We start from the raw sequence: 24230 nt of genomic DNA, 5'->3' as shown, positions 1-24230 counted from the left end.
CCCCCCTCAATGGTGTAAGCCCCCGCCCCTGTTGTCGGATAAATCGCCGTGTACCCCGCTCCCATCCATCCGCTCTCAGCAATTGGCCTCTCGTGGATGGTTACTTCATACCCCGCATCCAGAGACTGTTGTATTCGGCTCTGTGTGTCATAGCTGTGCGCCGACAACGCCGTGTTCACGATGCCGGGGTTATCGTTGTAGACCTTCTGCGTGATCGTGTAAATCCTTTGCCCCTGCGCTGCCGCAATCCCCAAGGCCTTCACTGCTGAGATGCCTTGCGGGCAGTCCGGCAGGCCTGCTGTGTGGGTTGTTGCCCCTTGCAGGTTGCATTGGTTGGGGTCACTGAAGAACCGCTCGGGCACCGCATGTTCCAGTGCGCTCATGTATTGGCCTCGCAGGCGGTTGTAGGCCGCCCATTTCCTGTCGTCGTTGTCCTTGGCCCAACTGACGTTCCGGATGTGCCCGATGTCGATGTTCACCCCAGGTCGGGACCCATCCGATTGTGTTGCGCACCCAGTTCTGGATGCCACGGGGTTGTTGCCCAGGTCCTGGCTTTGTTCTGAGATAGCTTGCCACTATTCCTTATGACGTGATACTGCGTCACTACTCTGATGACGCCTGCTTTCTACCAATGCCCACACCATAATAATAATAACCTCCGATAATTAAAAATAATATCTGAACAACTCCAACAAAAAACCCGCCAAGCATGAAACAGCCACTAGCAAATATTATTACGAACCCGGTAAATAGCACCTTAAAAACACCCCCCCTCAGGCCCGCGCCAAATGCCGACGCAAATAGCAGAATACAAAGCAATGGGTATATCTTAAACCACTCATCAAAAAATAAAGAAACGATATCATTCATATCATGGACTTTGCAAACAAGTTTTTACTACCCCAGTTGCTCCCACCCCCACTCCACCAATTAAAAAAGCAGAAAGAAAGTTAGCAATAGTTGATCCACCGCCCAAGCCAACCAAAGCACCGATCATTCCGGTAGCTAATGTTTGGAAAATTGATTGAGCACATGGATCATCGGATAAATTTATTTCTGCACCGACCCATAACGCAACTGCAGAAGCAAGCAGAAGAATAGCTGCAGCAATGAATGGCGTCATTAATACACCTAATATTAAAAAGGCATAAGCAATTGCGGGCAAAATTATCAATACATTGACAATTACTGCAAAAATATAGGCTAATGCCAGCAGTATTCCACCATTACTTCCTCCCTCAATCGTATAGGCCCCCGCTCCTGTGCTGGGTCCTGTGCTGGGGTCAATGGCAATAAATCCCGCTCCCGTCCACTCACTCGCCGTGATCGGGCTCTCGTGGATGGTCACCTCATACCCCACATCCAGCGACCGCTGCACCCGGCTCTGTGTGTCATGGCTGTGCGCGGACAACGCCGTGTTCACGATGCCCGGGTTGTCGTTGTAAACCTTCCGCGTGATCGTATAAATCTTCTGCCCCTGCGCCGCCGCAATCCCCAGGGCCTTGACCGCACTGATCCCCTGCGGGCAGTCGGGTAGCCCCGTGACTGGACTGGAACTGCCCGCCAGATTGCATTTCGCCGGGTCACTGAAGAACCGCTCAGGCACCGCATGCTCCAGCGCACTCATGTACTGCCCCCTCAGCCGGTTGTAGCTCACCCATTTCTTATCGTCGTTGTCCTTCGCCCAGCTCAAATTCCGGATGTGCCCGATATCAATATTCACCCCGGGAAACGTCACCTGCCTCACCACGCCCCAGCTGTAGGTCGGCTGGGCCACCGCATGGAACAGGCCGTAGGAGAGCCCAGGGTTCTCGATCATCTGCGCTTGGTTCTGGGAGAGTCGGTTATGGCTCTCCGCCGCTGCAAACCAGCCCCAGATCACCGCCGTCAGCAAATCTCCACTGATCTGCTCTCCGGTCAGGTTCTGCAGGTGGTTGGCCTGTAGCTGAGTTTTGGTGTTCTCCAGCCTTGTCTTGAGGCTGTCCAGTTGCCTGGCGCTGACGCCCCCTGCGCTAATGCCGATGGCCGTGGCTTGGCCTGCCACGTGGCTTTGGTCGGGCGTCAGGTCTCATTAAAAAATGATTTACGAAAAATCATATAACACATACTATTAAATTGCGCACTTAGAGCGTGTTATGAACTTTGAAAAATCTCCTTGTGCGACAAGCACTTACGGGTGATTTATTGAAAGTGAAAATCGTGAAATTTCTCAGCAGAATCAATGACTTACGAGCAAGTTCATAACACGCCCTAGATAAAATCTGAAAAATTTCAATGGATTTTTGAAAACCTAAAATATGCGTAGATAGAGTATCCTAGCATTAAAAACATCAAAATCCAAGAGTAAGTATTAAAACTCACCAAAACAAAAGATCCAAAAAATGAAAATAAAATCATAATTTTATTTAAATAAAATACCCAACCGCCTTTTTTCATTATTTTTCTATCAATCCACATAAGAAGAAAAAATAAAAAAAGCAAGATTAAATTTGGAAATGGATAACCGTTGATCAGCATTTTTAACCCCCTCCAGCCCAACATTGAGGCACAGAACCGCCCGGAAACATTGCACCAAAGAAACTAATTAGATTTGATGGCAAAGACGGAAGTCCTAATCCACCAAGAATCATCCCAACACTCATAAAAAATGCGCCATAAAAACACCCCTTCTGATAATCATCTCCGTAATATAGCGCCGACAAAATATTCAAAATACCTAAAAATGCCACCAACACTCCTAGAACAATTCCCAAAAAAGCTAGAAAACCGGCTGCAATGAGGGCCGAGAGAATGGCAAGTACCATGCCAAGAATTAGAGCAGTCGCGGATAAAGCCCCTGCAACCCAGTAAAATGCTCCGCCATTACTCCCACCTTCAATGGTGTAAGCCCCCGCCCCTGTTATCGGATCAATGGCCGTGTACCCAGCCCCCGTCCACCCACTCTCTGTGATGGGTCGTTCATGAATAGTCACCTCATACCCCGCATCCAGCGACCGCTGCACCCGGCTCTGTGTGTCATGGCTGTGCGCGGACAACGCCGTGTTCACGATGCCCGGGTTGTCGTTGTAGACCTTCTGCGTGATGGTGTAGATCCTCTGCCCCTGCGATGCCGCAATCCCCAGGGCCCTGACCGCACTGATCCCCTGCGGGCAGTCGGGTAGCCCCGTGACTGGACTGGAGCTGCCCGCCAGATTGCATTTCGCCGGGTCACTGAAGAACCGCTCAGGCACCGCATGCTCCAGCGCACTCATGTACTGCCCCCTCAGCCGGTTGTAGGCCACCCACTTCCTGTCGTCGTTGTCCTTGGCCCAGCTGACGTTCCGGATGTGCCCGATATCGATGTTCACCCCAGGAAACGTTACCTTTCTCACGACGCCCCAGCTATAGGTCGGCTGGGCCACGGCATGGAACAGGCCGTAGGACAGGCCGGGGTTTTCAACCATCCCGGCCTGGTTCTGGCTCAGGCGGTTGTGGCTCTCCGCCGCTGCAAACCAGCTCCAGATGGTGGCAGTGAGCAGGTCTCCGGAGATTTGCTCGCCGGTCAGGTTCTGCACGTTGTTGGCCTGAAGCTGGGTTTTGGTGTTCTCCAGCCTTGTCTTGAGGGTGTCCAATTGTTTGGCGCTGATGCCGCCTGCGCTGATGCCGATGGCGGTGGCCTGCCCCGCTACATGGCTTTGGTCGGGCGTCAGGTCCCATTGCGTGGGGTCTTGTAGCTGTGTGAAGCCGCCCTGGCCTTGCAGGTCGCTGCCCATCGTGACCGCGCTGGCACTTTGGGCCACCACCTGCCCATCCACGCTGATTTGCGGTTTGAGCCGGATCAGGTAGCCCGGCAGGCTGGTGGGCAGTTCACCGGGCTGGATGGGGCTGCCGTCCGCATGCGGCTTGGGCAGATAGCTTGCGATGAGGTCCGACGTGGCCTGGTCGGCAGGCACATAGCTCAAGGTGAGGCGTTTGCCCGCCAGTTGGCTGGTGGGGGCCCCGTAGCTCAACAGTTCATTGCCCCAGCCGTCGCTCAAGCGGTAGCTGAACTGGTGCTGCAGGCCGCTGGGGACGGCGGCGCTTTGCTGGCCGAGCTGGATGACGGCCAGGGGGGTGACGCCCGCCAGCACGCTGTGCACGGTCTGGGGGATGATCTTTTTGCCGATGACGTCGCCGACTGTGGCGTTGGGCTTTTGGGTGTCGATGTAGGTTTTGAGCTGGTTCTGGTACGCAGTCAGCTGGCTTTGGATGGCGGCCTGGTTGAGGTTTTGTACCCAGCCCTCTTGCTCATTGACCGTGGCTCCGCTTTGTGCGGCGTTGAGCAGGGCCTGCGCATCCAGTGGCACTGCGGCCTGCAGGTCCATGCCCGCGGCATAGGCGTATTGCTTGACGCTGGCATCCAGCGCTACCCAGGCATTCAACGCTCCATTGGGATGGTTGTGCTGGGAGGCCGTCGCGTTCTTGGCACCCCGCCCGGGCGCCCAGTTCACATAGGCCTGCACCCATGCGTGTTCGAAGCGGATGCTCTGGACCGTCCCGCCCTGCACGCTGCCCCGCGCTGCAATGCCGCTCTGGTTCATGAGTTGCAAAACGGCCTGGGCGCTGGAGGCTCCACCCACCCAGTTCATGGCCTGCACGGCGGGGATTTCCACCGTGCCGAATTGATAGCGTGCAGGAATACCGGCTGCGCGAAGGAGCGCGATCTGCAGGCTGGCGATGTCGATGGCATTGCCGCGCTGCTTGTCCAGCGTGTCCTGCGCGCTCTGGATCGCTCCCCAGGTCGGGACCCATTCGATGGTGTTGCGCACCCAGTTCTGGATGGCAACGGGGTTGTTGCCCAGTTCCTGGGCCTTGGCGCGGACGGCGGCCGTGAGGGTGACTTCCGATGTTTCCGCCAAATCCTCGGGCGTGGGCGCTTGTCCGGGCTCGGGCGGGATGGTGAACTGCAGACCGAGGCGGTTTCCCCCACCTGCCTGCGCCAGCTTCACCTGCTGCTTGCCATGCAGGTTCTGGAACCACGCGGTCTGGTTCCCGGCCGGCGGACGTTGATTGGGCTGCGGCGACCTCCAGGGTAATTTGCCAGGGTCTGCCGTTGCATGGGCACGGGCAGCCGGATACCGCTGGAAGTAGGCGTCCAGGGCCGCCAACGCGGCCACCCCGGGTGCCTGTCGCCAGGCACGAATCAATTCGCGCAGTTCACCGGCACGCTTTTCCAGTTCCACCTGGGCCTGGTCGTGGCGGGCCAGGATCTCCGCGCTCACGCCCTGTGCCTGGAGTTGCTGGCGCACCGAGGCAAAGTCGGCCAACACGGCATCGGTATCGGCATCGATCGCCGCCAGGAGTGCGCTGATCTGAGCCTGGTCTGCCTCGTTGGCCTGGTCAGCAGTCGGGGCGGCCTTTGCTGTTTGATTCCCGGCGTTGCCAAGCCTGGCGGTCGGGGCAGGCTGCCGGTCGGTCCGGGCTTTGACTTCTCTGAGCAGTTCGTGCACCCGGGTGAGATTGCGGCTGGTGCGCTCGGTCGCCAGCGCGCCCGGCGGCTGCGCCGCACGCGCTTGCTCCAGCTTGGCCTGCTCGATGCGTTGCTGCCATTGGGCCAAGCGCTGTATTTGCTGCTGGGCGGCGGGAGGGGCGGCAGGGGGGCCTTCCTGGGCCAGCACGCTCAAGGGTTGGAGCGCCAATGCCAGTTGCGCCGCCATCACGGTGCGGGCCACGGGAAGCAGCCAGGGGTGCCATGCGGTTCGGGTGTTATGGGGTGCACTCATGCTCGGGGTTGCATCGTTCATTGTTCGTTTTGAAGGGGAGCGCGCGGGGGCAAGCGGCGCCGCGCGATGCCGTGGGACGCTGCGGGCATCAGGAAAAGCAGCGCGATCAGCCATTGCCAATCGAGAGGCACCGGCTGGATCTCGACAGGCGGCTGCCCGCCCGGGGCCATGAGCGTGAGGGTGGCTTGCGCCAGAGGTTGCTCGTTCCCTGCAATCTCGATGGTGGCGGCCACCGGCAGCACGCTGCCCGCGGTGCCTGCCGCGACCCAGTTCCAGCTGTACTGTCCACCCGCACCCACGGGCAATTGCACGCCGGTTTGGGTGAAGACAGCGATGGGCGTGCCGCTGGCGGGATCCAGTACGCGCACGCGCACAGTAGCCCCCGCGATGGCCGAGTTGCCGTTGTTGGCCAGACTCAACTGCAGTGCCGATGAGGCGCCGACGATCACGGAAGCGGGGGCCGCACTGAGCTGGCCCGTGATGCCCACACCGCTTTGCAAGGCGTCCTGAACCACGAAGCTGGTGGTGCTGGACGCCAGTTCGACGTCTGCAAGGCCCGCCAGAACGCTCGACTTGGCGCCCATGGCCATTCGGGTGCTCTGGTAGCTGGCCGAGCCGAAGAGCTGGATGCGCACCTGGTAGGTGCCCGGCACCAGGCTGCCGGCCTTGAGGTAGTAGCCGTACTTGCGCTGGCTGCGCGGACTGGCCTGGGCGATGTCCTCGGCATGGACGAGCACGACCTGCCCATCGGGCGCGATGACCTGCGTGATGGCACGCAGGTTTTCCTGCAGCAAATTGGCACTGAGATTGGCAACCCGCGAGTCGATGAACACGGTGTGCGCAGCGCTGTAGCGGCTGCGGTCCGTACTTGCGCGGGCGCTGTTGAGGCTGTTGTCTACCGCTCCTACCCCGGCACCCGCTTTCACGGCAAAGGAAGCGCTTGCGCTGCCATAGACCAGGCCCTGAGAGGTGACGAGTTCCGCCCGGACCTGATAGTCGCCGGCGAGCACGGCAGCCACCGACCAAGGTGCCCGCACCTGATCGGTGGTCGCCGGTTGCAGTTGGGCGGCCGTGCCGAGCGGCAACACGTCCACGGACTGGCCGGCCACATCCAGCACCGTCAGCCGCACGAGCGCGTCGCGGGCAAAGCTGCCCGCGTTGTGCACCATCGCTGTGAAGCTGGCAGTGTCCGCCTCGGCGTAGATCGGCTTGTCCGTGGCCACCGAGACAACCAGGTGGGTCGCGATGGCCCCCAGGTCGGCCGCTGCCACGTTGTTGCCGCGGTCGAAGTCCGAGAGGGTGTGCCTGCCCGTGCCATCGTCGTCGGCGACGATCCAAACGGTGCCCATGGCACTGAGTTGGGCCAAAGGCCGGGCGGGGACAATCGCCAGATCTTCGTAGGCGCCCGTTGGCAGCACGCTTTGCGTGACGCCTTGCGCCACCAGGGCCTGCGCCGCTGGCTGGCCCAGGGCGGGGTCGGTGTTGTAGACGGCGACCGGGGTGCCCGCGGGCACCTTGTAGGAGCCGGCATTGCCCACGCGCACGATGATCTGCGAAAGCGGCTGCGCTCCCTTGTCCACCACGCGCACGTAGCTGGCCGTGATGTCAGCGACCGCCCGGGGGTCCGCATCCATGCGCCGGTTCAGCCGGAAGGTGTTGTGGCTCTTCCAGCTGGGCTCGGGGTCGCGGGGAACGCTCAGGTCATCGTTGATGTGGTTGATGCTGTACGCGTGCTGATTCCAGAGGGTGCGCGTGGGCACCCATGCGTTGTTGACATCTTCGAAAGCCCGAACGCCGTGGAAACGCGCTGTCGCATTGATGAGCCAACCGAAGTCGTTGGCCACCACCAGCATGTCCGAATGCCCATCGGCGTCCACATCGACGACCAGGGGATATTCCAAGGTCGTGTCCGATGTGTTTGGCTGCTCCCAGAGCACCTCGCCTGTCGGGCCCTTGAAGACGCGCAGCTTGATTTCATCGGCATAGAGCACTTCGGCCACCCCGTCGCCGTCGAAGTCGAAGACGGTCGAACCCGTGATCTGCGAAGACCAGTCCTGCGATGCCTTGCTCCACAGCAGCGATCCATCGCCCCGGAATACGGAATACGCGTTGGAGCCCGCCACGCCGATTTCCGGGATGCCGTCGCCATCCATGTCGGCAATGGTGGGCGGGCCGCCTGTTCCTCCGCCGGGTAGCGCGGTCGTCCAACGGACCTGCCCGTCCGCACCGATGAGCGAGATCTGGCCCGAATGAACGATGGCAATGGATGGTTGCCGGCTTGAATCGAAGGAGGCAACGGCGGTGTATCCATCCATGGGGGCCTGCCACACCAGCGTTCCATCGGCGGAATAGAGCGCGCCTCCGAAAATCACGTTGGCATTGCCGTGCCCCTGGATGTCGGCCGCGATGGGGATGGAAAAACCCCCGTTTCGTTCATAGGAAGTGCCGACATACGGACCATTGGCACGCCACTTGGTGGTGCCGTCGAAGTTCAGGACGGTGAGACCGAAAATGATCTCCGGCTTTCCGTCGCGATCGATGTCTGCCACGTACGGCGCCCCCCACGGAGGAGAGCCGGAACTGGCAACGGTCACATCGGAAACCCACCACCGCTCGCCGGTGTGGCGGAAGGCCACGACGCGGTAGTCCCGAGTGATGGCGATGATCTCCGGTTTCCCATCGCCGTCGAGGTCCGCCAGCGCCAAGTTGGCAATCGCGGAAATGGAGTCGTCCCGGATGGACAACAGGTGCGAGCCGGTCTTGCCATCGACGACACGGATCGTCGCTGCGTTGTTGTACCCCAGCGATGCCGAGAACGACGTGAACGCCACGGCCGGCATGTCATCCTCATCCAGGCGCCCGTCGCCGTTGGTATCGACGATGCGCCCGACAACCGGCGCCATCATGACCTGGTTGTAATCGGGGTACGGCGAGTTGCTCCCATCCCAGTGCCACTTGAGTTTGGGCGAGAACGCTGCGGCCGAGGGAGTGAACAGCACATCTTGCGCGCTGGATCGCACGTTGTTGAGCTTGCTGCTCTCAGGAATGGTCCCTGCGGGATCAACGATCACATGGATCGGTGCATCGCGGAAAGGCAGCATGCCCGCCACCACGATCTCGAGTGTTTGGGACTGCCCCGAAGCCAGCGCCGCCGGCAGCGTTGCCTGACCGAGCACGGCGTCCGTGCCCGGGTTGTATTCGCCATTACCCTCCATGTCCAGGAAAGCGAGCAACGGGACGCTCGCCGGGGCCGGCTGTGTGCCTGCGTTGCGTATCTGCACCTGCAGCGCACCAAGAACGCGCAACGTCTGCGGGTCGGTCTGCAAGGTGTGGCGCCTGACGGCCTGCACCTGCAGGTCCACGGCCAGCGCTGCTGTTTGCGGGGGACGCAAGCGCAGTTGTCCCAGGTCGCTGTTCTGTGCAGGCTGCAGCAAGTAGCCAGCCGTGACGCCCTCATAGCCTGCGGCCGTCACAGCGAGCTGCGCCGCGGCTCCGTCCAGCCCGCCGAGTGCGAAGCGGCCATCGACCTGGCTCGCCGTGGTGCGCACGATGCCGGTGGTGGTCGTGGCGGACAGCTGCGCCGCTGCAATAGGCTGGCCGGTTCGCGCGTCCAGCACGATACCGCTGAAGCCAGCGCCGTTGGCCTCTGGCGGGCTTTGGCTGCCCGCATGGAGCCTGGGGGAATACTGAACCGCCGTGTTGCTCTGTGAACTACAGGAGAGTCGGGTGTTGGCCTCGGCAGAGCTGTAGCCTGCTTGGCTGACGCTGATGCGTGTGTCGCCTGAAACCAGGCCAGCCAACACATAGGTGCCATCGGCATCCGTGAGTGTCGTGCCGGTATTGGCGCCGCTCAGAGCCACGGTGGCTCCGGCAACAGGCGTTGTGTCGGCAGCGTTGGTGACGCGGCCAGTGATGCGGCAGTCGGTGGTGCTGCCCGAACCGCCAGGCTGGCTGGGCACCAGGCCGGGGGAAAAGTCCAGGGTTTGCCCGGCCAATGCGTTGGCCTGGCCGGAGGCGTCGTAGTAGCCGGCCTTGCGGGCGATCACGCTGACGTTGCCGGGTGCGACACTGCTGATCAGGTAACGGCCTGCCGCGTCGGTGGTGGCGCTCAGCGATTGAGCAGCCACCGTGACGGTCACGGCACTCAGAGGCATTCCGCTGGCAGTGTCTTTGACGATCCCGCTGATGACCGCGGTGGCGCTGTTGCCTGGCACCAGCATCTGGAGGGTACCCAGGTCCGTCACAAGGCCCGCGCGCAATGTGGCCGATGTCTGGACGGTGCTGTAGCCGGAGGTACTGGCAGTGAGGGTGTAGGCGCCAGGAACCAGTCCCGTCAGGTGAATCTGGCCCGAACTATCGCTCAATCCAAGGATGCCGCTGCTTGCCGGACCCGTGAGCTGCACTCCAGGGATGGGAATGCCATTGCGCGCGTCCACAAACTGCACACGCAGCGCGGCCTGAGCCGGGTTGATGGCAGGGCGCTCGGCCAATGCAAGCGCGCGCAGGGCCAGTGCCGTGGTCCAGGGATCGTTGTTGCCCCACGCCCCGCTGGAGCTTTGCGCTGCCAGCAACCATGCCTTTACGGATGGGCCCATGGTCGGCAGAGCGCCGCTGTAGGGGTGCACGGCTTCATAGATGAGCGCGGTGATGCCGGCATCGGACTGCCAATGTCCGGCCGGGTTGGCTTGGCCCAGCAAATAAGCGGCTGCTCTGTCGGCGATGGCGGCCGCGACCACGGAGCGCTGACGGTGTTCCTGCAGACCACGCAGCACGATGGCCGTGCTCAGCAGATCACCAACGCCACCCACGGTGAAGCTGCCGTTGGCGGCCTGTTGCTGTTGCAGCCAAACCAGGGTGGGCGCAGCCTGGGTCTCGCTCCATTGGCCAGCCAGTGCTTGCAGTGCCCAGCCCGTATCCAGCGCATTGGTCCCGCTGAGGCTGTCATACATGGCGAAGCCGCCGGAGACCGAGCGCCGGCTTTGAAGTTCGGGGGTCCGTGGAATCTGGCTTTGTTGCTGCTGCAACCATTGGGTGCATGCCAGCACCTCCGTCGCAGTCTCGGCCAATGGCGCTGCATCCAGCGCGGCTGTCAGCGATGCAGCTTTGGCGAGATCGGAAAATTCCAGCAGCGTCCGGGCTGCTTCACATTGGCTCTGGAGCGCAGTGGCAGAACTGGAGGCGCTGGCCAGTTGGCCGGTCGCCTGCACCTGGGTCTGAAGCCATGCCAAGCCACTGGCAGTGCCTGACCAAGCCAGCCCGCAACATGTCGATATCAGAGCAAAGCACAGCCAATACCGCACGGCTCTGGCCGCGCGGTCGATTCCCGTCACACACATTGGAGATCCTCTTGTCTCTCACCATGCGCATGAAAAGCGTCGCCGGTCGACCCTGAGCCAACCACCTCCCCCAATCGCAGATGCAGAGTCGTTGCAATTTTTTTATTGCGGCGGATGCTAGCCATAACGATTGCAATCATCTGTGACAAATTGTTGTTGACACCTATTCGCGACAAAGCATCGCTTTCTGTTTACCACCTCCCATGACGATGGAATGCCCAGATGCCTCAATCATTGGCTTTCACGATATCCAGGGCGATGCGCAGCCACGCAGAGGCAATCTTCTGGTCACTACATGCCGGCTCGATTCAAGCGACAACCTTTGCAGAACCAAAGCGCCACCGCGTTTCGGGCCACCGCGGCCCAAGAGCCATTGAAACGCAAAGGGCGGCCGGGGCCCGAGGGCTGTGCGGGCCGCCCTTCACCGATGGGGGTGAAAAGTGCCTCCAGCGCAATTGGAACTAGGGCATATCGCTATATTTTTAATAGCACCCCTGCATGTTCATATCATCGCTGCCGCCACGGCCATTACGGCGGCGTGTAGCGCCGGTCCACCGATGCCAGGCAATCCAGGATTTCCCGCGCCGCCTCGTCAATGCGCGGACCCGGCCGCACCATCACGTCGAAGTGCGATTCGGCGATGCGGCAGAACCGACCGCGCTGCACCGCCTCCATGGTGCCCCAGCCCGGGCGCGCGGCGATCGGCGGCGTACCGCGGCCTTCGTTGGTGATGAGCAGATCGGGCTCGGCCCGCACCGCGTATTCCGGGCCCAGCTTGGGAAACGCGCCCAGGCTGCCGGGCACCACGTTGCGCAGGCCCAGGCGGGCCAGCGTTTCGCCGATGAACGAGGCCTCGCTCGCCGCCGCCGAGCCGCCGTGCAGTTCGAAGTACACGCGCCGGCCTTGCCACGCGGCCGGCACCCGGGCGCGGGCTTCGTCCAGCCGCACGTCGGTGCGGTGCCACAGCGCTTCGCCCGCCCCCGGCTTGCCGATGGCCTGTGCCACCGCCTCCATGTTGCGCCGCATGTCCGCATGCGTTTTGGCGTCCAGCGCCAGCACCTTGATGCCCAGGCCCTCCAGCCGCTCGACCACGCGGTTGCGCGGGCGCACCAGCACCAGATCGGGCCGCAGCGCGATGATGCGCTCCACGTGCGCGTCCGCCAGGCTGCCCACCTGCGGCAGCTGGCGCACCGACTCGGGCCAGTTGGAGTGCCGGTCCACGCCGACGAGGCGATCGCAGGCGCCCAGGGCGCAAAGCGTCTCGGTGAGCGAGGGCTGCAGCGACACGATGCGCGCTGCTGGCCGTGGCAGCTCCACGGTCTGCTGCCGGTCGTCGGCGATGCGGATGCCTGCGTGCGCGGCGCCCGCCATCCACCAGGCCAGCAGGCACCACCACACAGCGGACGATCGAAAGGGGTGGGAAGGGCGCAAGGCGGTAGGCAAGGGGTGGGGCGGCATCGTGGGCGAGCGCGGTATTGTGCCGGTCCGCGGCCCTGGCCCGTGCCTTGGCCGAGCGCGCGAGGCCCAAAAAAGGCATGGCGCGCTGCGCGCTGCACGCCATGCCGCTCGCCAGATCAGTGCTTGTGTTCGCCGTGGGCCGCCGGTGCCTGGCTGGCGCTCACCGCGCGCGCCTGGGCCTTCACCTCCAGCGACTCGCGCTTGCCGTCCTGGCCTTCGAAGACGAGCGTGAGTGGCACCGTGTCGCCTTCCTTCACGGGTTTGGGCAGGTCCATCAGCATGACGTGGTAGCCGCCGGGCTTGAGGTCCACGGCCTTGCCCGCGGGCAGGTCGATCGCGGGCACTTCGCGCATCTTCATCACGTCGCCTTCCATCTTCATCTCGTGGATTTCCGCCAGCGGCGCGGCGGGCGAGCTGACCGATACCAGGCGCGTGCTCTTCGCGGCATTGAGCCGCATGAAGGCGCCGGTGGCCTTCTGGTTCGGCACCGAGGCGCGCACCCAGGCGTCCTGCACGGTGACTTGGGCATGGGCGGCCGTGGCCGTCAAAAGGGCCATGGCGATGGCGAAAGCGGAAAAGTGGGTCTTGGGCATGAAAGCTCCTTGAATGCGGAAAACGGATCAACGGCCTGCGCGGGGCTGCGCGGAAAGCCCGTGCCCGCAGCGGTCCGTAAACGGGGGGGGGGGCAGGTGGACGGGCCGGTCAGCACGCTGGGGACCGGCCCCGGTGTTCATGCCGCCAGCGGCGGTGCCCGAGGAGGGAAGGGCGCACCGGCCAGCGTGGCCGGCGGAGCGCGGTAGAGCGGGCTGGGAAGATGCGTCGGCAGTGCCTGGGCATGCGCGCCCGCCTGGATCGAGGGCGGCGGCAGGACCGTCGGCAGGCACAGCGGACACTCCAGGCCATGGTGCGCAGGCACGGCGGCATCTTCGCCCGCGCCGGCCACCACCCACCGCGGCTCGCCACCCGCCGAGCACACCCATTCGATGCGCTGCGGGTGCACCAGTGGTGCAGCCACCGCCACGCCGAGCGACGCCACGAACCACGCCAGGATCAGGCGGGCGAGGAAGCGGACGTGGCGCAGGGCAGGCATGTGCGCTGCATTATCGCCGCGTGCTTTCCCGGCCTTCACCGCGCCGGCTCCAGGGGCTGGTGCGCACCCGAAGCGCGCACTCCGTGGATCGCAAGGCCGTCCCCGAGGGACCTCTTGCATTCGGACGGCGCGTTTTCCGACGCGATCGCCTGCGCTGCGCACGCAGCCTTGGGCGTCTTCGTCGGCCGGCCCGCCCTTCAGCGAGCGCGCCGTGCCACGGTCCGCCATTCCCTCAGGAGCCTTTCATGCCCACCTCTCCCTCCTCCAAAGCCAAGACCCGCAACGGCACACCCGGTGCCACCAAAGCCCGGGGCAACGCCGGCACGGCGGAGAGCCCGGACACCGAAGCGGTCGCGCGCAAGCAGGTGCGAATCCAGCGCGAGCAGGACGCGAAGGACCAGGCCAAACCCTCTCGATCCGCCGCCCCAGCCAAGAAGGGCGCTGCGGCCAAGACCGCCGCCCCCGGCGCCGGCCGCGCAGCCCCCGTGCCGCCCATGCCGCAGCAGCACCTGGAAAAGCCAGGGCGCGAGGCCGACATGGAGCTGGCGCCGCAGTTCGAGGCGCCCCAATACCGGGGCAGCGGCAAGCTCGATGGTTTCTCCGCCATCGTCACGGGCGGCGATTCCGGCATCGGCCGGGCGGTGGCCGTCCTCTTCGCCCGCGAAGGCGCCGACGTGGCCATCGTCTATCTCAACGAACACGAAGATGCCGAGGTCACGCGCCAGCATGTCGAACAGGAAGGGCGCCGCTGCATCCTGATCCCCGGCGATGTGAAGAGCGCGGCCTTCTGCCAGCGGGCCGTGCGCAAGACGGTGTCGGCGTTCGGAAAGCTGGACGTGCTGGTCAACAACGCGGCCTTCCAGGAGCATGCCGAATCCCTGGCGGACCTGACTGAGGAGCGCTTCGACGAAACCTTCAAGACCAACGTCTACGGTTACTTCCACATGGCCCAGGCGGCGCTGCCGCACCTACGGCGCGGGGCCGCGATCATCAACACCGGCTCGGTCACCGGACTGCGCGGCAGCAAGGAGCTGCTGGACTACTCCGCCACCAAAGGCGCGATCCATGCGTTCACCAAAGCGCTGGCCAGCAACCTCGCCGAGCAAGGCATCCGCGTCAACGCCGTGGCGCCCGGCCCCGTGTGGACGCCGCTGAATCCGGCGGACCGCAGCGAAGAGGGCATCGCCGAATTCGGCAGCAAGACCCAGCTGGGCCGGCCCGCGCAGCCAGAAGAGATTTCGCCGGCCTACGTGTTCCTGGCCTCGCCCGTGTGCTCCAGCTATATCACCGGCATCGTGCTGCCGATCACCGGCACGGCGGGCGACGGGGGCTGATGCCTTCCCGGGGGGCTGCACGCTGCTGGGCTGCGGGACGCGCCCTGCGTGTGCAGCACCGCCCGGGTGCGCCAAGCGGCGCAATGGCATCAGACGGTGATGTCGCCGCCGTCTTCGCCATCCCAGTAGTGGATGCGACAGGCTTTCACCCGGATCATGACGAGCCCCTGGGTGTCGATGCCATCCTTGAACCAGTGGTCCAGGTCGGGCGTCCAGTGCTCGGCGAAGGCGGCGCGGTCGCGCACCAGCTCGGCGTTCCCCTGCACGGCCACCAGGAAGGCCTTGGCGCCCTGGAAGGCGAGCGATACCTGGGGCGCACGTTCGATGTCGGCCACCATGCGGGATTGCTCCCAGGTGAAATAGCACGACGTGCCGTCGTAATCGACCTCGCGGTTGTTGCTCATCGGCCGGCCGGCAATGGTGCCGCCGTCGGTGTGGGTGGACAGCATGGCGATGTCGATGTCGCGCATCTTCTCGGCCAGATCGGCCAGGGTCTTTTGGGTCATGGAGGGCGATCGGCGGGGTTCAGCGGTCAGCGCCGAGCTGTTCCACGCGGTCATCGTTGGTGATGCTGCGTGAACCCTTAAGATGCATCTCCACATCGGCCGCCTTGTCGCCGACGGCTTGCACGGCCTCTTTCAGTTGCAGCTCGCTCACTGCGAGCTTGTCGGCCCATTGGGTGACGAGGGCGGCGTCGTTGACGTCGATGCGATCGGGTTGCACACCTGCGGCTTGGTTCATGTCGGTCTCCTGAAGAAAGGAAGGGGGAAGACATGAACCTAAGGCGCACGCAGCGGCGGCGGCTGTAGGCAGAACGCGCCCACTGCCGGAGGGATTGCCCGACACGACGCCGTGGCGTGCATGGAATGCAGCGGTGCTGGGTGCTTTCCACGAAGCGGCGGCGGAAATGCAAAAAGCCGGCGCTATGTTTGATAGCGTCGGCTTTTTTTGCCTTGCGGCTTGTATAAGTGGTGGGTCCTGAGTGACTCGAACACTCGACCTACGGATTAAGAGTCCGCTGCTCTACCAACTGAGCTAAGAACCCACTTTTTGAAAAGTTGTCTGCATCGCTGCAGAGCCTCGAATTATGCACCAAGATTTGAGGCGTCTGCAAGTCCCGCAGAAAAAAATTGCCGTCATCAGGTGCTGATCGCCAGCCGTCCGGCGGTCTTTCACATGAGCAGATGCTCGCCCGCGTTGTCGCCGCCCAGGATCACGTAGTTCACCTTGCGGATGTCCATGAGCTTGCGGCCGCCGGAGTAGCTGATGGAGCTTTGCACGTCCTGCTCCATCTCCACCAGCGTGCTGGCCAACGTGCCCTTGATGGGCTCGAGGATGCGCTTGCCCTCCACGTGCTTGTACTCGCCCTTGTTGAAGTCGCTGGCCGAGCCGTAGTACTCCTTGAACAGCGCGCCGTCCACTTCCACCGTCTGGCCCGGGGACTCTTCGTGGCCGGCGAACAGCGAGCCGATCATGACCATGGTCGCGCCGAAGCGGATGCTCTTGGCGATGTCGCCATGGTCGCGGATGCCGCCGTCCGCGATGATGGGCCGGGTGGCCACACGCGCGCACCATTTGAGCGCCGACAGCTGCCAGCCCCCGGTACCGAACCCGGTCTTGAGCTTGGTGATGCACACCTTGCCCGGGCCGATGCCCACCTTGGTCGCATCGGCACCCCAGTTTTCCAGGTCGATGATGGCCTCGGGCGTGCCGACGTTGCCGGCGATGACGAACGCGCCGGGCAGCTTGTCCTTGAGGTAGCCGATCATGTTCTTGACCGTGTCGGCATGTCCGTGGGCGATGTCGATGGTGACGTACTCGGGGACGAGGCCGGCGGCGGCCAGTTGGTCCACGGTGTCGTAGTCGGGCTGCTTCACGCCCAGCGAGATGGACGCGAAGCACCCCGCCGCTTGCATGTCGCGCACGAACTGCACGTTGTCCAGATCGAAGCGGTGCATGACGTAGAAGTAGCCGTTCTGCGCCATCCAGCGGCAGATTTTCTCGTCCACCACCGTTTTCATGTTGGCCGGCACCACGGGCAGGCGGAAGCTGCGCTGGCCCAGCGTCACGCTGGCGTCGCACTCGGAGCGGCTTTCCACGCGGCATTTGCGCGGCAGCAGCAGGACGTTGTCGTAGTCGAAGATTTCCATCAGATTTCCAAGCTCCATTGAAGGACGCGGCGGAAGGATTTCCGCCACGGTGGGCGCTTGGCTTGCTGACCGGCTCTGCGGGTGCCGCCGCAATGGACGGCACCGGACCCTGCTGTGCGCAGGCACAAAAAAACCGGGCGTCAAGAAACTTGGGCCCGGTGACTGATTCTACCCGCCGCTCAAGACCCTGCTGCGCAGCGGGACTGCGCCGCGGCCACGATGCGGCCCTGCGCATCCTGCAGCCAGCCGGCGACGAACAGGCGCTCGGCATCGGTGCCTTCCGGGGTTCGCATGGAGCGGTTGTCGATCCAGGCGGATTGCTCCTTTTTCGATAGCGGGATGCCGGCGTTCCAATTGCCCTGGAGGGCATTTCGAACCACATACCGTTCGACCGGCGTCCCTGCGGTGCCCGCGGCACCCGCTCCACCAGCACCAGCGTGTACGCGTAGCGGCCCGCCGGCAGCAGATTGCGGGGCGCGGGCTGGAAGGCGATGCCGGTGCCGAGGTAGTCGTTCATCGCCAGGCCGTTGGCCACGCGCAGCCGGCCGGGCAGGGGCTGCACCTCGGCGGTGTGGGTGTCTGAAAATGACGGCACGCTGCGGCCGAGGTCCTGCAGTCGCTGCAGGGCATCGCGCGTGGCGGCGGCGGACAGGGGGGCATCGTCCGCCAGTCCACCGGGCACGATCCAGTCGAGCACCAGTGCACTGGCGCCGGGCGCGTGCGCAGGCGGCCCGGCCCAGCATGATTCGCAGTCGGCGTTGATGAAGCGTTCGTACAGCGCCACGGGCTGCGCCACGCCGTCGCTGGAGCAGGACGCCTGGGCCTGGGCCAGCAGCGGGGCGCCGCCGAAGGTGGCCAGCAAGGCCAGGGCGGTCAGGGAGTGAAGGGGTGGGCGCATGGGCAGCGGAGCAGCGGCAGTGGTGTTGCGCGCCATGTTCCCACAGATGCGCACGGCTTGGGAGCCGCCCGTGCATGTGGGGCCCCGGCCCCGAACCGGGGTGGGGCGGGAGGCCGGGTGTGCGGCCTACTCGGGCTTGACGTTGGCGCGGCGCACCACGTCGCCGTAGGCCACCAGGCGCTCGGCCATCATCTTCTCGAAGCCGGTCGGTGCCATGTCCTCCGGCGCGATCACGCCGCGGCCGCGCAGGTTTTCCAGCATGGAGGGTTCCGTGGCTGCCGTGCGGATGGCCTTGTGCAGCGTGGCCACGATGGCGGGCGGCGTGTTGGCGGGCGCGGCGATGCCGGTCCACGACGTCTGGTTGAGCGGGGCCTGGCCCAGTTCGGCGAAGGTGGGCACGTCGGGCAGTTGCGGCAGGCGCTGGGGCGACGCCACGGCCAGCGCGCGCAGCTTGCCGGCCTGGATGTGCGGCAGGAAGATGACCAGGTTGTCGAGCGTGAACTGCACCTCGTTGGCCAGCATGGCGGTGATGAGCGGAGAGCCGCCGCGGTAGGGCACGTGCACGGCCTGCGTGCCGATGGCCAGCTGCATCATTTCGACATTGAGCTGTCCCATGCTGCCGGCGCCGGCGCTGCAGAAGTTGAGCTGGCCCGGGCGCTGCTTGGCGTAGGCCACGAACTCGGCGAAGGTCTTCACCGGCAGGCTGGGGTGCACGACGAGCACGTTGGGCTGGCGGCCCAGGATGGCGATGTTGTCGAAGTCCTTGATGGGGTCGTAGCCCAGGTTGGGCTGCACGAGCGGATTGGCCAGGTGGCTGCTTTGCGACGAGACCACGAGCGTGTAGCCGTCGGCCTTGGAACGGGCCACGAACTGCGCGCCAATCGATCCACCCGCGCCGGGCTTGTTGTCGATGACCATGGGCACGCCCAGGATGCGGCCGAGCGGCTCGGCGTATTGCCGCGCCATCACGTCCACCGAGCCGCCGGGCGGGAAGGGCACGACGAGCGTGATCGGGCGCGCGGGGTAGGTCTCTGCCGCGTGGCTGGCCACGGCGGGCAGGCCGGCCAGGCCCAGCCCGAGGCTGGAGGCCAGGATCTGGCGGCGGGTCAGGTGGCAGGCGTCAGGCGAGGAAGGGGCGGTGCGAACAGGCATGGCAGGGGCAATGGCAAATGAAAAGACAAAGGTGAAAACAGGGCGCGGCCTGGCCCGCCGTCAGCCCAGCGCGAGCAGGGTGAGGGCCAGCGCCTGGGCCCGTGGCACGAAGGTGGTCAGGTCGCAGAACTCGCGCTCGCTGTGGGCGTATCCGCCCACCGGGCCCAGCGCGCATAGCGAGGGAATGCCCATCGACGAGGTGATGCCGCTGTCGGCGGCCCCGCCGGTGAATTCGCCCTCGACCGCGAAGCCAACCTGCGCCGCGCTGCGCTGGTAGGCGGCCAGCAGGTCGGCCGGGGTTTTGGCCATGGGCAGCGTGCCCGTCTGCTCCACGATGCGACCACTGGTGCGGGGCAGCGATTCTTCTTCGATCACCGCGCGGATGCGGGCCAGCACGGCCTCGAGGTCGTTCTCGGCCGTGTAGCGCAGGTCCAGATGGGCCCGCGCCAGCGGCGCGACGACGTTGGAGGCCATGCCGCCCTGGATGAAGCCGACGTTGAGCGTCACGCCCGGCTCGCAGCCGTTGAGCGCGTGCAGGGCCACCGTCTTGCGCGCCAGGGCCTCGATGGCGCTGGCCCCCTGCGCGGGGTTGATGCCCGCATGCGCGGCCACGCCTTGCACCTCGAAATCGATGCGGTACGAGCCCTTGCGCTCGACCACCACGTTGCCCGTGATGCGGCCGGGCTCGGCGTTGAGCACGGCGCGCGCGCCCTGGGAGATTTCGCGGATCACCGTGCGGCAGGCGGGCGAGCCCACTTCTTCGTCGCATGAGAAGAACAGGTGTACGGGCGAGGCGTTGCCGCCGAACCGGGCCAGCGCCTCGGCCACGAAGACGTTCATGACCAGGCCGGATTTCATGTCCGCCACGCCGGGCCCGAAGGCCTTGCCGGCTTCCACCCGCCAGGGGCGCTCGGCGGCCGTGCCCAGGGGGAACACCGTGTCCATGTGGCCCATGAGTTGCAGGTGGCCTGCGGCCGACGGGTTGCTGCCCGGAATGCGGGCCAGCAGGCATTCGCCCCAGCCCGGCTGCGGCAGGGTCTGCACGGCGATGCCAGCCGCTTCCAGCCGCCCGCGCAGCAGGGCCGCGACCTGCTGCACGCCCGCCACATGGCCGCTGCCGCTGTCGGTGTCCACCACCTGCCGCAGCAGATCGAACATGGCACTTTCCTGCGAGGCCAGCCAGGCCAGCAGGGGTTGCGCAGCCGGCGGCAGGGCCTGGCCGGTGGCAGGGGAGTCGGCTTCGATGGTGGTGGTCATGGGCATCGCGAGTGAAATGAATATTTCAATAATCATATATTCATGAAACAGTCATTGCAATGTGCTCGCGGTGCTTCGCCATGCGGGGCTGCGCTGGATTACGCTCACCCATCCCCGTCGATTTCTCCACCCCTGCCATGCTCCTGACCGAACGGCTCGTCCTCCACGCCCCTACCCTGACGGCCAGCGAACGTGCGCTGGCGGACGACCTGCAGCGCCACTACCCCGACGGATTGCTCGACTCGGCCAGCGCCATGGCCGCGCGCGCGGGCACCAGCGCCTCCACCGTGGTGCGGCTGTTCGCCAAGCTGGGCTATGCCAGCCTGGCCGAGGTGCGCCGCGAAGCCCGCAGCGAGGTGACCGTGCTGCTGCAGACGCCCGCCCAGCGCACCCGAGCCACCATCGGCAGCGACCGCACCCTGGCCGAGTGCGTGGACGATGCGCTGCTGCACGACCAGCACAACCTCACCGCCACCCGGCAGGGGCTGGACATGGGCGTGTTCGGGGCGGTGGTGCAGGCCATCAGCGGCTGCCAGGGGCGCGTCTTCGTGATGGCCGAGAAAAACAGCGTGCCGGTGTCCTCCTACCTCACCACCCACCTGAACATGTGCCGGCCGCAGGTGCTGGAACTGGGCGCGGGCGCGCCCTTCGCGGTGGACCGGCTGCTGTGGACCGAGCCGCAGGACATGCTGCTGGTGTTCACCATCCGCCGCTATTCCAACGGCGCGCTGCTGGCCGCGCAGCATTTCCGGCAGCAGGGATGCACCGTGGTGGCGATCACCGACAGCGCGGCGGCGCCCATCGTGGCCTGCGCCCACCACAGCCTGCTGGTGGGCACGGCGAACGCGTCCCCGTTCGACTCCTATACCGCCGCGTTCTTCCTGTGCAACGCGCTGGTGTCCGCCGTGGCGCAGCAGCGGCATGGCGAAGTGGCGCAGACCCTGCAGCGCCGCGACGCGCTGTGGAAGGACTTCGAGGCCGACGCGGTGGACGGCCTGCGCCGCATGCCCCCGCTGCCGGCCCGCCCGCGCAGTGGGGGATAGCGCCGAGCAGCCCCACGGCGGAGGGCCGCCGGTGGAGGTTCCTACAATGGCGCCATGCTCCCACACGACCTGTTTTCCGGCGCGCCAGCGCCTTTCGGTGCTGGCGACGCCGGCCCCGCGCCCCAGTCCGATGCCGCCTCGCCCCTGCTGCAGAACCTGAACGACGAGCAACTGGCCGCGGTCACGCTGCCGGCTGGGCACGCCCTGATCCTCGCGGGCGCGGGCTCGGGCAAGACCCGGGTGCTCACCACCCGCATCGCCTGGCTGCTGCAAAACGGCTACGCCACGCCCGGCGGCATCCTGGCCGTCACCTTCACCAACAAGGCCGCCAAGGAGATGGTCCTGCGCCTGTCGGCCATGCTGCCGGTGAACGTGCGCGGCATGTGGATCGGCACCTTCCACGGGCTGTGCAACCGCCTGCTGCGGGCGCACTACAAGCTGGCCGGCCTGCCTCAGGCCTTCCAGATCCTGGACACGCAGGACCAGCTTTCGGCCGTCAAGCGGCTGTGCAAGCAGTTCAACATCGACGAGGAGCGCTTTCCCCCGAAGCAGGTGCAGTACTTCATCAGCGGCTGCAAGGAAGAGGGCCTGCGCCCGGGCGACGTGGACGCACGCGATGCCGATGCCCGCAAGAAGGTCGAGCTGTACCAGCTGTACGAAGAGCAGTGCCAGCGCGAAGGCGTGGTCGATTTCGGCGAACTGATGCTGCGCAGCTACGAACTGCTGCGCGACAACGACCCGGTGCGTGCGCATTATCAGCGGCGCTTCCAGCACATCCTGGTGGATGAGTTCCAGGATACCAACAAGCTGCAGTACGCCTGGCTCAAGCAGCTCGCGGGCGACGTGGCGGACGGCCAGTTCCAGGCGCGCGGCAGTGTGATCGCCGTGGGCGACGACGACCAGAGCATCTATGCCTTCCGCGGTGCGCGCGTGGGCAACATGGCCGACTTCGTGCGCGAGTTCGACGTGCAGCGCCAGATCAAGCTGGAGCAGAACTACCGCAGCTACAGCAACATCCTCGATTCGGCCAACGCCCTCATCAGCCACAACAGCAAGCGCCTGGGCAAGAACCTGCGCACCACGCAGGGCCCTGGCGAGCCGGTGCGTGTGTTCGAGGCCACCACCGACCTGGCCGAGGCGCAGTGGATGGTGGAGGAGATCCGCCAGCTCGTGCGCAGCGACGGTTTCGAACGCAAGGAAGTGGCCGTGCTGTACCGCAGCAATGCGCAGAGCCGGGTGATTGAGTCGGCCCTGTTCAATGCCGCGGTGCCTTACCGCGTGTACGGCGGCCTGCGCTTCTTCGAGCGGGCCGAAATCAAGCACGCGCTGGCCTACCTGCGCGTGCTGGAGAACCAGCACGACGACACGAGCTTTCTGCGCGTGGTCAATTTCCCGCCGCGCGGCATCGGCGCGCGCACGGTCGAGGTGCTGCAGGACGCGGCGCGCAGCGCGGGCTGCTCGCTGCACGATGCCGTCACCGCGGTGCCGGGCAAGGCCGGCGCCAACCTGGGCAGCTTCGTCGCCCTCGTCGACGTGCTGCGCGAGCAGACGCAGGGCATGACCCTGCGCGGCATCATCGAGCAGATGCTGGAGTCCAGCGGCCTGCTGGAGCACTTCCGCTCTGAAAAGGAAGGCGCCGACCGCATCGAAAACCTGCAGGAGCTGGTGAACGCGGCCGAGAGCTTCGTCACGCAGGAAGGCTTCGGGCGCGACGCCATCGCGCTGCCGGTGGATGAGCACGGCACGCCGCTCACGCAAAGCCCGGCGAGCCAGGGCCTGGACCCGTCGCTGCCCACGACCGACGAGCCGCTGCCCGGCGGCGTGGCGGGCATCGTGGACACCGATACCGGCGAGACACTCTCGCCCCTGGCCGCCTTCCTGACCCATGCGGCGCTGGAGGCGGGCGACAACCAGGCGCAGGCCGGCCAGGATGCCGTGCAGCTCATGACCGTGCACGCCTCCAAGGGCCTGGAATTCGACGCCGTGTTCATCGGCGGCATGGAAGAGGGCCTGTTCCCCCACGAGAACGCGATGAGCGACCGCGAAGGGCTGGAGGAAGAGCGCCGCCTGATGTACGTGGCCATCACCCGCGCGCGAAAGCGCTTGTACCTGAGCCATTCGCAGACCCGGCTGCTGCACGGCCAGACGCGCTACAACATCAAGAGCCGGTTCTTCGACGAACTGCCTGAAGCCGCGTTGAAATGGATCACGCCCAAGCAGCAGGGGTTCGGCACGTTTGCTCCTAATTCAGGAGCGGGCGGTGCATATGGATCTAGCGCGAGAGGCGGATTCGGGTCCAGGTCGGAATCGTTCGCCAGTCCACCGGTACCGGCGCAGAAGGCCGCGCCGTCGCACGGGTTGCGCGTGGGACTGGGCGTGTTCCACACCAAGTTCGGCGAGGGCAAGGTGCTGGCGCTGGAGGGCACCGGCGACGATGCGCGCGCACAGGTGAACTTTCCCCGGCATGGCACCAAATGGCTGGCGCTGTCGGTGGCCAAGCTGACCGTGGTGGATTGATTGGACACCGCGGGGCGGGGTGGCATGCGCCGCCCCGCGGCGTGCCTCAATTTCGGGACGGAAAGGTCCCTGCGAGCGCGATGATGAAGTTGAGGGAGAGATAGGGCTGCATGTTGTCGTGCGGCAGGCTGCTCCCGGCCAGCCCCGTCGTGACGCCGGCCAGGTTGCCGTCGGGGGCCTGGTTGGTGTATTGGTTATCGCGCCGGTCGGAAGCGGCCAGGTAGCGGCCGTTGGGCGCTGCCGAGTTGCCCGCG

General features: G+C 64.9%; 17 protein-coding genes, 1 tRNA gene and 1 pseudogene. 4 read left to right on the top strand and 15 right to left on the bottom strand.

Going from position 1 to position 24230, the window contains the following annotated elements:
- From AC27IQ_RS07450 to AC27IQ_RS07415, 8 genes and pseudogenes are all read right to left on the bottom strand, one after another.
- A pseudogene (locus tag AC27IQ_RS07450) lies at nt 1-479 on the bottom strand (transglutaminase); the annotation flags it as partial.
- Between the two features lie 124 nt (nt 480-603).
- A complete protein-coding gene (locus tag AC27IQ_RS07445) occupies nt 604-870 on the bottom strand; it encodes a hypothetical protein (RefSeq protein WP_487089075.1) in 267 nt (88 codons plus the stop codon).
- Between the two features lies 1 nt (nt 871).
- A complete protein-coding gene (locus AC27IQ_RS07440) occupies nt 872-2044 on the bottom strand; it encodes a hypothetical protein (RefSeq protein ID WP_487089074.1) in 1173 nt (390 codons plus the stop codon).
- A 475-nt stretch (nt 2045-2519) separates the two neighbouring features.
- On the bottom strand, nt 2520-5690 hold the full coding sequence (locus AC27IQ_RS07435) for a transglutaminase domain-containing protein (protein ID WP_487089073.1): 3171 nt from the start codon (nt 5688-5690) through the stop codon (nt 2520-2522).
- A gap of 68 nt (nt 5691-5758) precedes the next feature.
- The gene (locus AC27IQ_RS07430; RefSeq protein ID WP_487089072.1) at nt 5759-10969 is read right to left on the bottom strand and encodes a carboxypeptidase regulatory-like domain-containing protein; all 5211 of its coding nucleotides are present in this window, start codon (nt 10967-10969) and stop codon (nt 5759-5761) included.
- 636 nt (nt 10970-11605) lie between these two features.
- Entirely contained in the window at nt 11606-12508 is a 903-nt protein-coding gene (locus AC27IQ_RS07425; protein ID WP_487089071.1) for an ABC transporter substrate-binding protein, read from the bottom strand.
- Nucleotides 12509-12651: 143 nt separating this feature from the next.
- The gene (locus AC27IQ_RS07420) at nt 12652-13128 is read right to left on the bottom strand and encodes a copper chaperone PCu(A)C (RefSeq protein WP_487089070.1); all 477 of its coding nucleotides are present in this window, start codon (nt 13126-13128) and stop codon (nt 12652-12654) included.
- 137 nt (nt 13129-13265) lie between these two features.
- Nucleotides 13266-13625 carry a hypothetical protein gene (locus AC27IQ_RS07415; RefSeq protein WP_487089069.1) on the bottom strand — a complete coding sequence of 120 codons (360 nt, stop codon included), beginning with the start codon at nt 13623-13625 and terminating at the stop codon, nt 13266-13268.
- Nucleotides 13626-13870: 245 nt separating this feature from the next.
- On the opposite strand from AC27IQ_RS07415, the gene AC27IQ_RS07410 reads away from it, so the two are divergent.
- The gene (locus AC27IQ_RS07410; protein ID WP_487089068.1) at nt 13871-14959 is read left to right on the top strand and encodes an SDR family oxidoreductase; all 1089 of its coding nucleotides are present in this window, start codon (nt 13871-13873) and stop codon (nt 14957-14959) included.
- A gap of 89 nt (nt 14960-15048) precedes the next feature.
- On the opposite strand, the gene AC27IQ_RS07405 is transcribed toward AC27IQ_RS07410, so the two are convergent.
- From AC27IQ_RS07405 to AC27IQ_RS07390, 4 genes are all read right to left on the bottom strand, one after another.
- Nucleotides 15049-15465 carry a pyridoxamine 5'-phosphate oxidase family protein gene (locus AC27IQ_RS07405; RefSeq protein WP_487089067.1) on the bottom strand — a complete coding sequence of 139 codons (417 nt, stop codon included), beginning with the start codon at nt 15463-15465 and terminating at the stop codon, nt 15049-15051.
- Between the two features lie 19 nt (nt 15466-15484).
- A complete protein-coding gene (locus AC27IQ_RS07400; RefSeq protein WP_272564590.1) occupies nt 15485-15700 on the bottom strand; it encodes a DUF3606 domain-containing protein in 216 nt (71 codons plus the stop codon).
- A gap of 228 nt (nt 15701-15928) precedes the next feature.
- Nucleotides 15929-16004: transfer RNA gene (locus tag AC27IQ_RS07395), tRNA-Lys, on the bottom strand.
- A gap of 127 nt (nt 16005-16131) precedes the next feature.
- On the bottom strand, nt 16132-17109 hold the full coding sequence (locus AC27IQ_RS07390) for a GMP reductase (RefSeq protein ID WP_272564565.1): 978 nt from the start codon (nt 17107-17109) through the stop codon (nt 16132-16134).
- A gap of 761 nt (nt 17110-17870) precedes the next feature.
- On the opposite strand from AC27IQ_RS07390, the gene AC27IQ_RS07385 reads away from it, so the two are divergent.
- Complete coding sequence (locus tag AC27IQ_RS07385) at nt 17871-17993, top strand: hypothetical protein (protein WP_487089066.1); 123 nt, start codon at nt 17871-17873, stop codon at nt 17991-17993.
- 140 nt (nt 17994-18133) lie between these two features.
- Here AC27IQ_RS07385 and AC27IQ_RS07380 read toward each other — a convergent pair whose 3' ends face one another.
- A complete protein-coding gene (locus tag AC27IQ_RS07380; RefSeq protein ID WP_487089065.1) occupies nt 18134-19159 on the bottom strand; it encodes a Bug family tripartite tricarboxylate transporter substrate binding protein in 1026 nt (341 codons plus the stop codon).
- A gap of 60 nt (nt 19160-19219) precedes the next feature.
- Nucleotides 19220-20416, bottom strand: a complete 1197-nt coding sequence (locus AC27IQ_RS07375) for a M20 family metallopeptidase (protein WP_487089064.1) — start codon at nt 20414-20416, stop codon at nt 19220-19222.
- Nucleotides 20417-20553: 137 nt separating this feature from the next.
- Between AC27IQ_RS07375 and AC27IQ_RS07370 the strand changes: the two genes are divergently transcribed.
- Together AC27IQ_RS07370 and AC27IQ_RS07365 are read left to right on the top strand one after the other, a co-directional pair.
- Entirely contained in the window at nt 20554-21459 is a 906-nt protein-coding gene (locus AC27IQ_RS07370) for a MurR/RpiR family transcriptional regulator (RefSeq protein WP_284405827.1), read from the top strand.
- A 54-nt stretch (nt 21460-21513) separates the two neighbouring features.
- Nucleotides 21514-23976, top strand: a complete 2463-nt coding sequence (locus AC27IQ_RS07365; protein WP_487089063.1) for a UvrD-helicase domain-containing protein — start codon at nt 21514-21516, stop codon at nt 23974-23976.
- A 46-nt stretch (nt 23977-24022) separates the two neighbouring features.
- On the opposite strand, the gene AC27IQ_RS07360 is transcribed toward AC27IQ_RS07365, so the two are convergent.
- Nucleotides 24023-24230: phage tail protein (locus tag AC27IQ_RS07360; RefSeq protein ID WP_487089062.1), on the bottom strand; the 208-nt coding region annotated here is incomplete at its 5' end.

Source organism: Acidovorax sp. KPB24-07 (genome assembly GCF_057543315.1).
The sequence above is the reverse complement of the archived record's forward strand: the minus strand, read 5'-3'. Positions and strand labels throughout refer to the sequence as shown.

Excerpts from the sequence above, each read along its gene's own strand:
- AC27IQ_RS07380 (WP_487089065.1), bottom strand. The coding sequence starts at position 19,159 with ATGCCTGTTCGCACCGCCCCTTCCTCGCCTGACGCCTGCCACCTGACC.
- AC27IQ_RS07445 (WP_487089075.1), bottom strand. The coding sequence starts at position 870 with ATGAATGATATCGTTTCTTTATTTTTTGATGAGTGGTTTAAGATATAC.
- AC27IQ_RS07370 (WP_284405827.1), top strand. The coding sequence starts at position 20,554 with ATGCTCCTGACCGAACGGCTCGTCCTCCACGCCCCTACCCTGACGGCC.
- AC27IQ_RS07365 (WP_487089063.1), top strand. The coding sequence starts at position 21,514 with ATGCTCCCACACGACCTGTTTTCCGGCGCGCCAGCGCCTTTCGGTGCT.
- AC27IQ_RS07390 (WP_272564565.1), bottom strand. The coding sequence starts at position 17,109 with ATGGAAATCTTCGACTACGACAACGTCCTGCTGCTGCCGCGCAAATGC.
- AC27IQ_RS07415 (WP_487089069.1), bottom strand. The coding sequence starts at position 13,625 with ATGCCTGCCCTGCGCCACGTCCGCTTCCTCGCCCGCCTGATCCTGGCG.
- AC27IQ_RS07405 (WP_487089067.1), bottom strand. The coding sequence starts at position 15,465 with ATGACCCAAAAGACCCTGGCCGATCTGGCCGAGAAGATGCGCGACATC.
- AC27IQ_RS07410 (WP_487089068.1), top strand. The coding sequence starts at position 13,871 with ATGCCCACCTCTCCCTCCTCCAAAGCCAAGACCCGCAACGGCACACCC.
- AC27IQ_RS07375 (WP_487089064.1), bottom strand. The coding sequence starts at position 20,416 with ATGACCACCACCATCGAAGCCGACTCCCCTGCCACCGGCCAGGCCCTG.
- AC27IQ_RS07400 (WP_272564590.1), bottom strand. The coding sequence starts at position 15,700 with ATGAACCAAGCCGCAGGTGTGCAACCCGATCGCATCGACGTCAACGAC.
- AC27IQ_RS07420 (WP_487089070.1), bottom strand. The coding sequence starts at position 13,128 with ATGCCCAAGACCCACTTTTCCGCTTTCGCCATCGCCATGGCCCTTTTG.
- AC27IQ_RS07385 (WP_487089066.1), top strand. The coding sequence starts at position 17,871 with ATGAAGCGTTCGTACAGCGCCACGGGCTGCGCCACGCCGTCGCTGGAG.